Here is a 13,678-nt window from a genome sequence, read left to right on the forward strand (position 1 = left end):
TTATTAATAATTAGTGAATAAACATCTCTAAATTTTCTGAATTCTAATGAATCGCAAAAAAGTACTTGAAAGAAAACTGTTTCAGTTATACAATTATAACAGACAGATGATCTTAGCTAATAAATTAATTATAACAACTATATTTTATGTTTTATTGATCACAATCTGTTATATTTAACAAGTAAACTGTTATATAAACTACTTTACTTGTTTACATAAATAGGTTATAATAATAATTATTAACAGATATTTATTATTAAACTTTATTGCATAGGAGGAACACAAATGTTTAAACAATGGGAAAGCTTCAAAGGCGAACTTTGGCAAGAACAAATCGATGTAAGAGAATTTATTCAAAAGAACTACAGCTTATATGAGGGAGATGACAGTTTCCTAGTTGGTAAATCTGAAAAAACTTCAAAGGTATGGGAAAAAGCTCATGCATTAATATTAGAAGAAATCAAAAAAGGAATAATAGACGTTGAAGTTAATGAGGTTTCAGGCATTAACAATTATGCAGCTGGTTACATTGACAAAGATAATGAGGTAATTGTTGGACTTCAAACAGATGCCCCATTAAAAAGAATTGTTAATCCATTTGGTGGTTACAGAATGGTACAGGGCTCTTTAGAAGCTTACGGCTATAAAATAAATCCAGAAATAGATAAATACTTCAGTAAATACAGAAAAACTCACAACCAAGGCGTATTCGATGCTTACACAAGTGATATGAAAGCTGCTAGAAGCGCAGGATTAATCACTGGTCTTCCAGATGCTTATGGTAGAGGAAGAATTATAGGTGATTATAGAAGACTTGCTCTATACGGAATTGACTACCTAGTAGAAATGAAAAAGCAAGATGCTAAAAACTTAACTGGTCATACAACTGATGAAATGATTAGACTAAGAGAAGAATTATCTGAACAAATAAGAGCTTTAGGTGAAATTAAAGCTATGGCTGCATCTTATGGTGTAGATATTTCTAATCCAGCTTCATGCGCAAGAGAAGCTGTTCAGTTCTTATACTTTGGATACTTAGCTGCAATAAAAGAAAATAACGGAGCAGCAATGTCTCTAGGAAGAGTTACTACTTTCCTTGATATATATATTGAAAGAGATCTTCAAAATGGTGTGATTACTGAAGTTGAAGCTCAAGAAATGATTGATCAATTCGTAATTAAACTAAGACTTGCTAGACATTTAAGAACTCCAGAGTACAATGATTTATTCGCTGGAGACCCTAACTGGATAACTGAGTGCTTAGGTGGTGTTAGCATAAATGGTAAACCACTTGTAACTAAGACTTCTTTCAGATTCTTACACACTCTAGTTAATTTAAACCCAGCACCAGAACCAAACATGACAGTTCTTTGGTCAGAAAAATTACCAGAAAACTTCAAAAAATATTGTGCTAAAATGTCGATATTAACAGACTCAATTCAATATGAAAATGATGACGTTATGAGACCTGTTTACGGGGATGACTATGGTATAGCTTGTTGCGTATCAGCTATGGAACTTGGAAAGAGAATGCAGTTCTTCGGTGCAAGAGCTAACCTTGCTAAATCATTACTTTATGCTATAAATGGCGGAGTAGATGAGAAAACTTTCAAAAAAGTTTGTAATGTTGTTTCTCCAATCACTGATGAAGTTCTTGACTATAAAGCAGTTAAAGCTAATTACTGGAAAGTTCTTGAGTATGTAGCTGAGTTATATGCTAACACAATGAATACAATTCACTACATGCACGATAAGTATGCTTATGAAGCTGGTCAAATGGCTCTACACGACACAAAGATTAAGAGATTCATGGCCTTTGGAGCAGCTGGATTATCAGTTGTTGCTGACTCTTTAAGTGCTATTAGATATGCTAAAGTTACTCCAATTAGAAATGAGCAAGGAATTGCTATTGATTTCAAAATTGAAGGTGACTTCCCTAAATACGGTAATGATGATGATAGAGTTGACGATATAGCTGTAGAAGTTGTTAAGAAATTCTCTGACGAGCTTAAAAAACATCCATTATACAGAAATGCAGAGCATTCATTATCAATACTAACAATTACTTCTAACGTTGTATATGGTAAGAAAACTGGTTCTACTCCAGACGGAAGAAAAGATGGAGAACCATTTGCACCAGGAGCTAACCCAATGCATGGAAGAGATGAAAACGGAGCTTTAGCTTCATTAAACTCTGTTGCTAAAATTCCATACAGAGAATACTGCCAAGATGGAGTTTCAAATACATTTACTATAGTTCCAGATGCTCTTGGAAAAGATGACGACACTAGAATAAACAACCTAGTATCAATTATGGATGGATATTTCGGACAAAGTGCTTTCCATTTAAATGTTAACGTACTAAACAGAGCTATGCTTTTAGATGCTGTAGAACATCCAGAAAAATACCCAACATTAACAATAAGAGTTTCTGGTTATGCTGTTAATTTTAACAGATTAACTAAAGCTCAACAAATGGAAGTTATAAGCAGAACCTTCCATGAAACTATGTAATTAAAAACAAATCTTTTAAATTATATAATGAAGTTTGGGAATAGATTATCCTAAGAATATTGTAGAAGTACCTGTTATAATGCAGGTGCTTCTACTGTATTATAAACTTCATTGTATACTAAAGTAAAAAACTATTTTTATTTCAGTATGCAATGAAATACGGAGACCTTCATTCCTATAATTAAGGAGGAATAAGATATGATTAAAGGCAGAATACATTCAATAGAAAGCATGGGACTAGTTGATGGGCCTGGAATAAGAACAATAGTGTTTATTCAAGGTTGTAAGTTAAGATGTGCCTATTGCCATAATCCTGATACTTGGAATTTAAATGGTGGTATGGAAGTTACTCCTGAAGAATTAATGAAAAAAATTCTTAGATTTAAGCCATATTTTTCTCGTTCTGGTGGTGGTGTTACCTTCTCTGGTGGCGACCCCCTTGTACAACCTGAATTTTTACTAGAAATGCTAAAGTTATGCAAAGCTAGTGGTATCCATACAGCTATTGATACTGCAGGTTATGGTGATGGTAACTACGATGAAATTTTAAAATATACTGACTTAGTACTTTTAGATATAAAGCATATTAATAGTGATGGTTATGTGGTTTTAACTGGAAGAGACACTAAAGATGTAAATACTTTTCTCCAAGCTCTGCGTAAATCAAAAACTAGAGTTTGGGTTAGACATGTAGTAGTTCCAGGATATACCGATACAACTGAGCATATGGACAAAATTGCTGATATAATTAATAATGAAATTCCTAATGTAGATAAAATTGAACTACTGCCTTACCATGTACTGGGAGTTAATAAATACGAAACTTTAGGAATTAAGTACAGACTTGATGGTGTTGAACCTATGAATAAAGAAAGAGCTAAAGAACTTCAGTATTATTTAATATCTAAAGTTAATTCTATATCTAATACTAATTCAAGAATATCTTAATATCTATCTTATAATTTATTAAAACTCTGGATAGACCTCAATTATTACTAACAATGAGAGGTCTATCCATTTTTTTCCACATTGTCCACGGTTTTATCCACAATTTGGTAATATTTTATTTTATATTTCATATACTAATCTTTAGTACATTTTTTACTTTTCTAATAACTTTTGTTATTTACTTATAAATTTATTTGTGAGATAATACTATTAATAATTGATAATTAAATATTTCGACAATATTTAGCTATTTACACTTTCTAAGGGGGACTTTTAAAATGAGAGATAATGCTATTGCTTTTGAAAAATATATCAATGACCATGGAATTCATATGAATAAAGGAGTAAATATCGAAGATTTTACTATATTTACTTTTCCTGAAAAAACAATAATTGATGGAGTAGAAAAATATGTATTAGGTGGCGGAAATGAAAGAAGAGCTGTTATTGCTCTTAGAGATGACGATACCTTAGCAGACATATTCTGCTTCCATATAGCAAGCGTTCCTAATGATGATAATAAAAAAACTCTACTATATAAATTATTTAATGAGTTAAATTCAACATACAAATATTTAAGCTTTTATGAAGATGATAATGTTATAAGTTCTAAGATCTGCATACCATTTAATAATAATTTTGATGCAGAACTAATCTTTGAAATGCTTGCTGTTATTTTCCAAGCTGCTGAACAAGAGTATCCAAGAATCATAGCTCGTATAAGATAAAGACTTTTAGCTCATATAATTATATGAGCTTTTTATTTTACTATAAAATTTGAATAACCATATAAATCTTTCATTTACTTGTATTTATGCTAAAATTCTTCCTATTTTCTTTGATTTACCATGGTAATATAGGTTATACTTATATTATGATTAACTTTATTACATAAGGAGGTACTCAATGTTTAAAGACGATAAATTAATTCCTGGATTAATTACAATAAATTTATTCTTACTTATAATTTTTCTTATAAGCAAGATGCCTTTTGTATTTACTCCCTTTCGGATGGTGTTAAACGCCATGTTTATCCCTGTAGTACTCGCAATATTTCTTTACTACATGGTAAGACCAGTTAAGAGACAACTTGAAAGGTTTAAGCTTTCAAGTGTATGGGCTACAGCTTTATCTATACTCTTAATAATTGGATTGTTAATTTATATTGTTACCTATGCATCATCAATTATAGCATCACAGGGACAAAGTTTAGTCAACACTCTTACAAACTCAGTATCAAGTTTAAATACTAAATATGGCTACATATATCCTCAATTAAATGAATATCTTAATATTAATGATGCTATACAAAGAGCTATAAATTTTATTTCTAATTCCTTTGCTGATATAGGTAAAAACGTTTTTGCAGTAGCAAGTTCTATTGGCAATTTCTTTGCTCAGGCCGTGTTAATTCCCATAATAATGTTTTATATTCTTAAAGATGACAGAAGAATTTATGACACTTTTTCATCTATGTTACCTTTAAGAATAAAATCTTTTACACTTAAAATATTACACGAAATTGATACTGTTTTAAGGCAATATATCACATCACAAGTAATGGTTGCATCGGTAATAGGAATTTTAATGTTTATCGGATATGCTATTATTAAAATGCCTAATGCCCTTGTATTGGCCTTATTTTCACTAATAACCGCTTTCATCCCTTTTCTCGGGGTAATACTTGGTATACTTCCAGCCTTGCTTATAGCTCTTAGTATGGGCTTTGGAATGATTGTAAAAATACTTATTTTGACTGTTATTGTTCAACAACTTGAAGGGAATGTTATAACTCCTAATATCACTGGGAATCAACTTCACATGCATCCACTTACTACAATTCTAGTTGTTACTGTCAGTGTCTATTTCGGCGGATTCTTTGCTGCATTTTTAGCAGTTCCTATTTATAATATGATAAAAATAATTATCAAAAACTTCTATGATTATTATAATAGTAAAAGTAAGTCTACTATTGATATTGATATTGATACTAAATAAAAAAAGAATGAACTCATTAAAATATAATGAGTTCATTCTTTTTTATTTGTGATTACATATTTTACTAATCATCATTATGTTTATATTAAACAAAAAAATAACAACCAAATGTAGTCGGTTATCATTTCTAATAGTTTATATTAATAAATTAAATCTTCGTACTACTCTTTTAGAATAGTTTTAAATTCAATGTTGTTACTAGTTGGTGCACCCAACAGGGATCGAACCTGTCACCTTTGGATTCGAAGTCCAGCGCTCTATCCAAATGAGCTATGGGTGCATAGCCATAAGCATATATCTACCATCAGGTCTCTTAATTTTTACAAAAAAATAAATGGAGCGGGTGAAGGGAATCGAACCCTCGTAACTAGCTTGGAAGGCTAGCACTCTACCATTGAGTTACACCCGCATGTTATTTACTTAATGGTCGGGGTGACAGGGATTGAACCTGCGACCTCATGGTCCCAAACCACGCGCGCTCCCATCTGCGCTACACCCCGATATTTAATTGGTGCGTCTTAAGGGATTCGAACCCCTGGCCCACGCCTTAGAAGGGCGTTGCTCTATCCAGCTGAGCTAAAGACGCATTTTTTATGGAGCGGGTGAAGGGAATCGAACCCTCGTAACTAGCTTGGAAGGCTAGCACTCTACCATTGAGTTACACCCGCACATTGGAGCGGAAGACGAGATTCGAACTCGCGACGTTCACCTTGGCAAGGTGACGCTCTACCACTGAGCCACTCCCGCATATTTTGTTTTAGTAATATGGTGCAGATGAAGGGAGTCGAACCCCCACGCCGTAGGCGCTAGATCCTAAGTCTAGTGCGTCTGCCAATTCCGCCACATCTGCATATTACTGGTGGCTCACCGGGGGATCGAACCCCGGACACCATGATTAAAAGTCATGTGCTCTACCGACTGAGCTAGTGAACCATATTGGCTGGGATAGCAGGATTTGAACCTACGAATGCCAGAGTCAAAGTCTGGTGCCTTACCGCTTGGCGATATCCCAATTTTGGGGTGAACGATGGGATTCGAACCCACGACAACCAGAGCCACAATCTGGTGCTCTACCAACTGAACTACGTCCACCATTTGGTGCGTCTTAAGGGATTCGAACCCCTGGCCCACGCCTTAGAAGGGCGTTGCTCTATCCAGCTGAGCTAAAGACGCATTTTTTTATGGAGCGGGTGAAGGGAATCGAACCCTCGTAACTAGCTTGGAAGGCTAGCACTCTACCATTGAGTTACACCCGCATATTGGAGCGGAAGACGAGATTCGAACTCGCGACGTTCACCTTGGCAAGGTGACGCTCTACCACTGAGCCACTCCCGCATATTTTGTTTTAGTAATATGGTGCAGATGAAGGGAGTCGAACCCCCACGCCGTAGGCGCTAGATCCTAAGTCTAGTGCGTCTGCCAATTCCGCCACATCTGCATATTACTGGTGGCTCACCGGGGGATCGAACCCCGGACACCATGATTAAAAGTCATGTGCTCTACCGACTGAGCTAGTGAACCATATTGGCTGGGATAGCAGGATTTGAACCTACGAATGCCAGAGTCAAAGTCTGGTGCCTTACCGCTTGGCGATATCCCAATTTTGGGGTGAACGATGGGATTCGAACCCACGACAACCAGAGCCACAATCTGGTGCTCTACCAACTGAACTACGTCCACCATTTGGTGCGTCTTAAGGGATTCGAACCCCTGGCCCACGCCTTAGAAGGGCGTTGCTCTATCCAGCTGAGCTAAAGACGCATTTTTTTATGGAGCGGGTGAAGGGAATCGAACCCTCGTAACTAGCTTGGAAGGCTAGCACTCTACCATTGAGTTACACCCGCATGTTATTTACTTAATGGTCGGGGTGACAGGGATTGAACCTGCGACCTCATGGTCCCAAACCACGCGCGCTCCCATCTGCGCTACACCCCGATAATGTTATTACTTGTTGTCGTTGTCTTTGTTTTAATTAGTAACCCCAGCGACAATAGTTATTCTACAACAATATATTTCATTAGTCAACACTTTTTCACAACTTTTTTTGCACTTTTTTTATCTTTTTGTAGATGCATAGTCCAAACCCTTGATTTTCCTACGTTTCCACTGTAAACATTTTTATGTATTTTTTTCATTTTATTTTGTTTTAATGAAAAATATTAATACCACTTTATAAATTCCATGAACTTTTATTTCAATATTTATAGATTTTTTTATTTTTTTATGTAGAATTAATTTTTTATTTTTTAGCTCTAATTTCGATTTTAAAAGTGTTTAAATTTCTTTTTTAAAAACCATAAAAACTCAACGAGCTTTTATGGTTTTTAATATCTATTTATAACTTTGTTATATTTCCACTAATTCAGGCTTTATAACACCTTCATTGATTTCTATTATAGCTATTGTGGCTTTGCTTGAACCTCTGGGTTCAGCCACACTACCAGGATTTACGTAGTAAATCCCCTCTTCTTTCTCAATTTTCCCTATGTGAGTATGCCCATATAACACCAGTGAGCTATTTGTTTCCATAGCCTTGTATCGGAGCTTAAATAAGTTGAATTTTACATCATACCTATCACCATGAGTCAGAAATATATTTACTCCTTCAACTCTTTCCACAACTTCTTTTATCCCCTCACTATGTAAATCACAATTCCCCCTTATTGCTATCATGGGTAGACCTAATCTATCCTTTATCAGTTTTAAATCTCTAATATAATCACCTAAATGATAAATAATGTTACATTCCTCTAAAGCTTTAATAGCTCTTTCTATAGAAGTAACATTACCATGTGAATCACTTAAAACACCTATTTTCACTTTGCTTCACCATCTTTATTTTAGATAATTGCTTAATTCTTTTTTTATCATATCCAAGGCACGTCCTCTATGGCTCATAGAATTTTTAATTTCTGAAGAAACATCTGCAAAAGTCTCTTTTAATTCTGGCACATAAAATAAAGGATCATACCCAAAAGCTTGCTTTTCCCTATACTCCTCTAATATAAAACCATTAACTTCTCCTTGGACCTTTATAACATTATTTTTATCTACTATTAATACCATTGCACAAATGAATTTGGCAGCCCTTTCATCAAAAGGTACTCCTTGCAGCTCTCTAATAAGCTTCTTATTATTTTCAATATCGTTACCATGTTCTCCACTGTATCTAGCTGAGTAAATCCCTGGTTCACCATTTAGTGCTTCTACTGATAAACCTGAATCATCAGCTAAAACCATTTGACCTTCTGATATTGAAAATATTTCTTTTGCCTTTATTTCAGCATTTTCCATAAAAGATTTTCCTGTTTCATCTACATCTATGTTTATTCCAGCTTCTTTTAATCCAATAACCTCTAAAGGAAATTCCTTTAGCATCTCCTTAATTTCTCCTATTTTGTGATTATTGTTGCTGGCTACAATTAATTTTTTCATAAACTTCCTCCTAGTACACTTTGTAAATTTCTATTAAGCTCAAATATATTTTTGAGTAGTTAATAATATGTTCTATATTCTTAGGTAATGGCATATTTCCTCCTATGATGTTGAAACTTAAATGTTAAATAATTCATCAGCTTCCGGTGGATCTACTTCTAATTCCATATCATCTTTAATAACTATACCTTTACTACCAGTAATTTTTCCAATAAGAGTACCTTTAATTCCATTTTTTTTAAATTCTTTGACAAGCTGTTCCCCATGACTACAAGTTATTATCATGCTGCCTGAAGATATGAACTTAAGTGGATCTAAATTAAATCTATTACATAGTTTTTTTGTAATGTTTGTTATAGGTAATTGCTGCTCATATACTTTAAATCCAACATTACTTGATTTTGATAATTCCCAAAGTGCTCCAAACAGTCCTCCTTCAGTTATATCATGCATTGAGTTTACTCCTACACGTCCAGCAATTATTCCTTCTCTAACAACACTTATACTTTTCACATATTCTTTTGCTTCTTTGTATTCTTCCTCTGATAATACTGCCCTACATTCATTTGGAAAATCATTTATAAGTATGGACGTACCTTCAATACATAGATCCTTGGTAACCACTATATCATCCCCTATTTTTGCCCCAGAGGTAGATATTGCAGAGTTTTTATTTGTCTTTCCAATTGCTGTACATGAAACAATAGTCTTGTTTACTGCTTCAGTTATTTCAGTATGACCTCCAATTATTTCAACATTGAGATTTAAAGCTTCTTCATGTATTTCTTCCATAACATTATGCAGTTCCTCTAAGGTTGCAGTTGGAGGTGCAAGAATTGTTACTAATATGCCTATTGGCTCAACACCGCACGATGCAATATCATTACAATTAATATGTACAGCTATTCTACCTATATTTTCATTTGCTCCTGTAACAGGATCCGTTGAAATAACACACTCATAGTCACCATAATTGACTACAGCACAGTCCTCTCCTATACCGTTGCTAATTCTAACTTCTTCTCTTTTTAATCCTCTATGGTTATCAATGACATATTTTAAATCATCCCAATTAAGTTTTCCTACTCGCATTTTAATTCTCCTTATAATTTTAAAAACTCTTTATGATTTTAGCACATTTTTAAACCTTACATCATATTATTATATATAATTAATATTTTGGTGGTGTTACGTTGAAATATATAGGACCTTTTTTAAGAATCAATGTATTGGATAATACAAACATAAAAAGTCAATTATTTTACTTATCTAAAGAATCCATAAGACACATAGCATTACACTCTGGTTGTGGAATAATATCTAAAAATGAAGATTTAAAATCTAAACATTTACCTAAAAATGATGATATCATAAATAGTAATATTTCTCCACTACTATGTGTATACAGAAAAGCTGATGGAAAACTAATTAAAGAAAATAGTAAGCTCAGTTGGAATCATCGTAAGTTTAAAAAGGAAATAAATATATGCTCCAATGCTTATATGACCTTGTCCCTACTTGAGCTGATAGAGTACTACAGTAAGTTTATTGATGTAGATGAAAAAAAATATTCCCTTAGGAATTATCTCTTAAACCTAGTTGGAGAACAGCTAGAATTTTATGCAATTTATTGCAGAAATAACGAAGGAGTATTTATTGATAAGTATGATTCAACAGATCCTATGTGTCAGGAATATACTTTGACTGATAAAGATCTTAAATTTAGCTTTTCAACTCAAGGTCTCTTGATGGCAGCTTATTATAAATATTCACTTTATAAAGATTCTGAAGATAATCAGTTTAAAAACTTTGCCTTAGATATCTTGAATATGTTCAAACAATTTAAAAATGAGATATATAATATTCCACATGATGAACTTGTAAAGGTATGCTTTGCTTTTAATATTTTTTATAAATATTCTCAGCTTGAAGACGCTAAAACCCTACTCTTAGATTTCTCTGACTTAATGGTTGAAAATCTAAAGCATATTCCTTCATCAGTGATTAAAGACAAAATAGATATTTCTTGCTTAGCTTATATAAATTGTATAATGCTTAATAACCTAACTCATATGGCTAAGTTTAAAGATACTGCCAACAAGATATATTTTAATTTAGAAAAATTATATCAACCTGATAAAGGTATCTTTGTAAAGGATATAGAGGAAAAAGAAAACAAATTTAATTGTGACGAGATAGTTCTTTATTTATATATGGTAATACTTCAGAATGAATATGATAGCAATAAGGATAAGGATGTAGATTATTCTATGGTTCACAATATCTACAAAAACCAAATTATCAATTCTGGAATAATTCTAAGTTGGCCTGAGGTACCAGATTTAGATAATGTAGAGAGGTATAGAAATTTCTCTTCTAAAGCTGAGGATCTTCTAAAAGATGAATATTTTAGAATGCCTTCCATGCCAAGCCCTGAGAGCAATGAATTAGCACCTATATTTATAAAGTATGTAACATTAAATAAAAGAAAGGAAAGATATAAGCAGTATAAACACAGTTTTGATGCTTCAAAGAATATGTTTATCTTCTTTTTAATATTGTTCTTAAATTAGATTCAACGGTGAAATTTAAGACATATAACGGTTAAGCATGGCTATTGATAATTCATAACTGATACTCTTATTAAAAATTATAGTAAAACAACTGTGAATACGAAATCACAGTTGTTTTTATTTAGTTATGGTATAGAATTACCTATACTTTAGGTGAATCTTCTATCTATTTGGAAAGCTATTCAACTTTTAAAAGTTCCAATTTAATATTACCTAAAGCTGTAGCATATACCCCTGTTATATTAGGTCTAATACATACCATAGTATTCAAATAATATATGGGTACTGACGGCAAATCTTGCCTTAAAATCTCATCGCATTGCCTATATAAAGCATTTCTTTGTTTTTCATCTATTTCTTCTTTTGCAGCTTTAATAACTTCATCATACTTTTCATTTCTGTACCCAATTACATTTCTTGAGGACTTACTTGACCACATATCATAATATAAGTGTAAGTCGCTATACAGTGGATTAAATATATTTAGATATAAATCATATTGCTTTTCCTTTAGCACTTTTTCTAACTCTTCTTTCTTATAACCTTTTGGGGATACACTTATTTCTATATCTTGAAGTATATTTTTTGCTAAGTCTTCTGCTATTCTTTTATTATAACTGTTATCTTCGTAAACTAATATAAAATTTTCTTTCCCTGTAATTTTAGTCTTCTTTAAGTATTCAATACTTTCATTTTTATTTGCAAAAGTATCAAATATTTTTCTATTAGCGCTATTCTTTGGAACATAAAAAGCTGCAGGTATTGCAAAGTTTTTAGAAATTTGTTGTGCATAATACTCCTTTGATAATATAGAATTTATTGCATTTCTGAAATTTATATCCCCTACAAGATTCTTACTATCATTATTAAAATTCAAGTAATATACTGAATTACTAGGAAAGCTTCTAATTTTTTCTTCCTCTCCTAGTCTTTGATATTCATTTATTGGTGAATCCATCATGATATGTATGCTATCTTCACTTTCATCCTTTAATTCAAAGTAAGCTAAGGCCTTTTCTTTGTCTCCAATAAACGAAATTTTTATTTTTTCATCAGTAACTTGACTTTTGTCATAATAGTTAAGGCTCTTACTGATTATAACTTGTTTCTTTTCATTTATATTATCTATTACAAAAGGTCCTGTGAACCTTATTTTTGAATAATCCTCATCAAAGCCTCTATTTAACTTATCATAATCCCTAAGTGCATAAACTGGATGACTTAATATTTTAATAAAATAAGGGCACTTATTGTTAAGCCTTATAGAAAGAGTCTTCTTATCCTTTGCCCTTATTGCCACACCATCGAAGCTTATCTTTTTTCTCTTATAATCTTGCACACCAAAAATGCAATTCAATTGTTCTGAATATATATTTTCATTGTCATCTATAAAACTTTTAAAAAATTTCACAAAATCCTGTGCTGTAATTTTATCCCCATTACTATAGGCAGCAGACTCTCTTATTGTAAATGTATATTCTAGACCGTCCTCTGAAGTTTTATAATCATCAGCTATACCCTTCACTATTTCACCGTTAAAATCTTCTGAAACCAATCCTTGAAATAAAGCTACTAAAAGGTCTTTTGATCTCACATCATAACTATCAGTCATAATTAAATTCTTTGGTCTTTCACCTAAATTATAGGTAATATGATTATTTGAAGTAATCTCTTTATGATCTCCCTCAATTGAAATAGAACATATTAAAATTCCAATCAAAACAATTGCATAAAACATCTTTTTCATAGTACCACCCCATTTCTATAGTGATTATAGTTCCTATACCTTAAAATTATTTACATATTTTTACTTTATTAATCTAACTTTCTTATCATTTATTTATAAATTTATTATTACAAAAATGTAATTTTATGCTATAATATAATTACTGAAGTCTATTTTATTTAAAAATTACATATTAATATTTACTTGGAGGTACCCATGTTAGATATAATCTTAAAAATACTAATTATTGTGTCTATAATTACATTTACCTTTATTGGCATTTGGAGTTTTATTCTCTTTAACTATTTATATAGCCAAATTAGATATAGGAATTATTTATTAGAAAAAGTTTCTCATAACATTCATACTCTATCAAACAACTTTAAAAATTTCTATGAAAAAGAGACTACTCAAGATAGTTCTTCCCTTTCAGAAATTAAAGAAGATTAATTTGCTTAATTGGGATTCTATACCATAAATTTAA

Annotated in this window: 10 protein-coding genes and 20 tRNA genes; 6 read left to right on the plus strand and 24 right to left on the minus strand. The window is 32.2% G+C overall.

Features of this window, described 5'->3' with window-relative positions:
• Positions 1–285 precede the first annotated feature (285 nt).
• The 4 genes from pflB (at position 286) to J2Z44_RS09970 (ending at position 5,460) form a co-directional block, all read left to right on the plus strand.
• Positions 286–2,514: a formate C-acetyltransferase gene (gene pflB / locus J2Z44_RS09955; protein ID WP_021282818.1), complete on the plus strand. Its 2,229-nt coding sequence runs from the start codon at positions 286–288 to the stop codon at positions 2,512–2,514.
• 198 nt (positions 2,515–2,712) lie between these two features.
• Entirely contained in the window at positions 2,713–3,462 is a 750-nt protein-coding gene (gene pflA / locus J2Z44_RS09960; protein WP_021282819.1) for a pyruvate formate-lyase-activating protein, read from the plus strand.
• A gap of 278 nt (positions 3,463–3,740) precedes the next feature.
• Positions 3,741–4,190 (plus strand): YbjN domain-containing protein, encoded by a 450-nt coding sequence (locus J2Z44_RS09965; protein ID WP_021282820.1) that lies wholly within the window; start codon positions 3,741–3,743, stop codon positions 4,188–4,190.
• A gap of 178 nt (positions 4,191–4,368) precedes the next feature.
• A complete protein-coding gene (locus J2Z44_RS09970; RefSeq protein ID WP_021282821.1) occupies positions 4,369–5,460 on the plus strand; it encodes an AI-2E family transporter in 1,092 nt (363 codons plus the stop codon).
• Positions 5,461–5,663: 203 nt separating this feature from the next.
• Here the strand turns inward: J2Z44_RS09970 and J2Z44_RS09975 are convergent.
• From J2Z44_RS09975 to J2Z44_RS10085, 23 genes are all read right to left on the minus strand, one after another.
• A tRNA-Arg gene (locus J2Z44_RS09975) sits at positions 5,664–5,740 on the minus strand.
• 55 nt (positions 5,741–5,795) lie between these two features.
• Positions 5,796–5,869 (minus strand) — tRNA-Gly (locus tag J2Z44_RS09980).
• 15 nt (positions 5,870–5,884) lie between these two features.
• Positions 5,885–5,960: transfer RNA gene (locus tag J2Z44_RS09985), tRNA-Pro, on the minus strand.
• Between the two features lie 9 nt (positions 5,961–5,969).
• Positions 5,970–6,046: transfer RNA gene (locus J2Z44_RS09990), tRNA-Arg, on the minus strand.
• A gap of 8 nt (positions 6,047–6,054) precedes the next feature.
• Positions 6,055–6,128, minus strand: a tRNA-Gly gene (locus J2Z44_RS09995).
• A gap of 4 nt (positions 6,129–6,132) precedes the next feature.
• Positions 6,133–6,207: transfer RNA gene (locus J2Z44_RS10000), tRNA-Gly, on the minus strand.
• A gap of 19 nt (positions 6,208–6,226) precedes the next feature.
• Positions 6,227–6,310, minus strand: a tRNA-Leu gene (locus J2Z44_RS10005).
• A gap of 7 nt (positions 6,311–6,317) precedes the next feature.
• Positions 6,318–6,393: transfer RNA gene (locus J2Z44_RS10010), tRNA-Lys, on the minus strand.
• A gap of 4 nt (positions 6,394–6,397) precedes the next feature.
• Positions 6,398–6,472: transfer RNA gene (locus tag J2Z44_RS10015), tRNA-Gln, on the minus strand.
• A gap of 4 nt (positions 6,473–6,476) precedes the next feature.
• Positions 6,477–6,552, minus strand: a tRNA-His gene (locus J2Z44_RS10020).
• A 4-nt stretch (positions 6,553–6,556) separates the two neighbouring features.
• A tRNA-Arg gene (locus J2Z44_RS10025) sits at positions 6,557–6,633 on the minus strand.
• Between the two features lie 9 nt (positions 6,634–6,642).
• Positions 6,643–6,716: transfer RNA gene (locus J2Z44_RS10030), tRNA-Gly, on the minus strand.
• 4 nt (positions 6,717–6,720) lie between these two features.
• Positions 6,721–6,795 (minus strand) — tRNA-Gly (locus J2Z44_RS10035).
• Positions 6,796–6,814: 19 nt separating this feature from the next.
• Positions 6,815–6,898, minus strand: a tRNA-Leu gene (locus J2Z44_RS10040).
• 7 nt (positions 6,899–6,905) lie between these two features.
• Positions 6,906–6,981, minus strand: a tRNA-Lys gene (locus tag J2Z44_RS10045).
• A 4-nt stretch (positions 6,982–6,985) separates the two neighbouring features.
• A tRNA-Gln gene (locus tag J2Z44_RS10050) sits at positions 6,986–7,060 on the minus strand.
• Between the two features lie 4 nt (positions 7,061–7,064).
• Positions 7,065–7,140 (minus strand) — tRNA-His (locus tag J2Z44_RS10055).
• A 4-nt stretch (positions 7,141–7,144) separates the two neighbouring features.
• Positions 7,145–7,221: transfer RNA gene (locus J2Z44_RS10060), tRNA-Arg, on the minus strand.
• Positions 7,222–7,230: 9 nt separating this feature from the next.
• Positions 7,231–7,304: transfer RNA gene (locus J2Z44_RS10065), tRNA-Gly, on the minus strand.
• A gap of 15 nt (positions 7,305–7,319) precedes the next feature.
• A tRNA-Pro gene (locus tag J2Z44_RS10070) sits at positions 7,320–7,395 on the minus strand.
• Between the two features lie 411 nt (positions 7,396–7,806).
• The gene (locus J2Z44_RS10075; protein ID WP_021281464.1) at positions 7,807–8,280 is read right to left on the minus strand and encodes a metallophosphoesterase family protein; all 474 of its coding nucleotides are present in this window, start codon (positions 8,278–8,280) and stop codon (positions 7,807–7,809) included.
• Positions 8,281–8,295: 15 nt separating this feature from the next.
• The gene (locus tag J2Z44_RS10080; protein ID WP_209649539.1) at positions 8,296–8,895 is read right to left on the minus strand and encodes an XTP/dITP diphosphatase; all 600 of its coding nucleotides are present in this window, start codon (positions 8,893–8,895) and stop codon (positions 8,296–8,298) included.
• A 117-nt stretch (positions 8,896–9,012) separates the two neighbouring features.
• Positions 9,013–9,987 (minus strand): AIR synthase family protein, encoded by a 975-nt coding sequence (locus J2Z44_RS10085; protein ID WP_021281466.1) that lies wholly within the window; start codon positions 9,985–9,987, stop codon positions 9,013–9,015.
• 101 nt (positions 9,988–10,088) lie between these two features.
• On the opposite strand from J2Z44_RS10085, the gene J2Z44_RS10090 reads away from it, so the two are divergent.
• A complete protein-coding gene (locus J2Z44_RS10090; RefSeq protein WP_209649540.1) occupies positions 10,089–11,468 on the plus strand; it encodes a hypothetical protein in 1,380 nt (459 codons plus the stop codon).
• A 178-nt stretch (positions 11,469–11,646) separates the two neighbouring features.
• Here the strand turns inward: J2Z44_RS10090 and J2Z44_RS10095 are convergent, their stop codons facing one another.
• The gene (locus tag J2Z44_RS10095) at positions 11,647–13,215 is read right to left on the minus strand and encodes a peptide ABC transporter substrate-binding protein (RefSeq protein WP_021281469.1); all 1,569 of its coding nucleotides are present in this window, start codon (positions 13,213–13,215) and stop codon (positions 11,647–11,649) included.
• 195 nt (positions 13,216–13,410) lie between these two features.
• Here J2Z44_RS10095 and J2Z44_RS10100 point away from each other — a divergent pair, with 195 nt between their 5' ends.
• On the plus strand, positions 13,411–13,644 hold the full coding sequence (locus tag J2Z44_RS10100; RefSeq protein ID WP_209649541.1) for a hypothetical protein: 234 nt from the start codon (positions 13,411–13,413) through the stop codon (positions 13,642–13,644).
• Positions 13,645–13,678: the final 34 nt, after the last annotated feature.

It is taken from the genome of Clostridium punense, assembly GCF_017874425.1.
GTDB classification, from domain to species: Bacteria; Bacillota; Clostridia; order Clostridiales; family Clostridiaceae; genus Clostridium_J; species Clostridium_J punense.

Bases quoted from the DNA above. Each gene is read 5' to 3' on its own strand.
- pflA (WP_021282819.1), top strand. From the start codon at position 2,713: ATGATTAAAGGCAGAATACATTCAATAGAAAGCATGGGACTAGTTGAT.
- J2Z44_RS10100 (WP_209649541.1), top strand. From the start codon at position 13,411: ATGTTAGATATAATCTTAAAAATACTAATTATTGTGTCTATAATTACA.
- pflB (WP_021282818.1), top strand. From the start codon at position 286: ATGTTTAAACAATGGGAAAGCTTCAAAGGCGAACTTTGGCAAGAACAA.
- J2Z44_RS10095 (WP_021281469.1), bottom strand. From the start codon at position 13,215: ATGAAAAAGATGTTTTATGCAATTGTTTTGATTGGAATTTTAATATGT.
- J2Z44_RS10085 (WP_021281466.1), bottom strand. From the start codon at position 9,987: ATGCGAGTAGGAAAACTTAATTGGGATGATTTAAAATATGTCATTGAT.
- J2Z44_RS09970 (WP_021282821.1), top strand. From the start codon at position 4,369: ATGTTTAAAGACGATAAATTAATTCCTGGATTAATTACAATAAATTTA.
- J2Z44_RS10080 (WP_209649539.1), bottom strand. From the start codon at position 8,895: ATGAAAAAATTAATTGTAGCCAGCAACAATAATCACAAAATAGGAGAA.
- J2Z44_RS09965 (WP_021282820.1), top strand. From the start codon at position 3,741: ATGAGAGATAATGCTATTGCTTTTGAAAAATATATCAATGACCATGGA.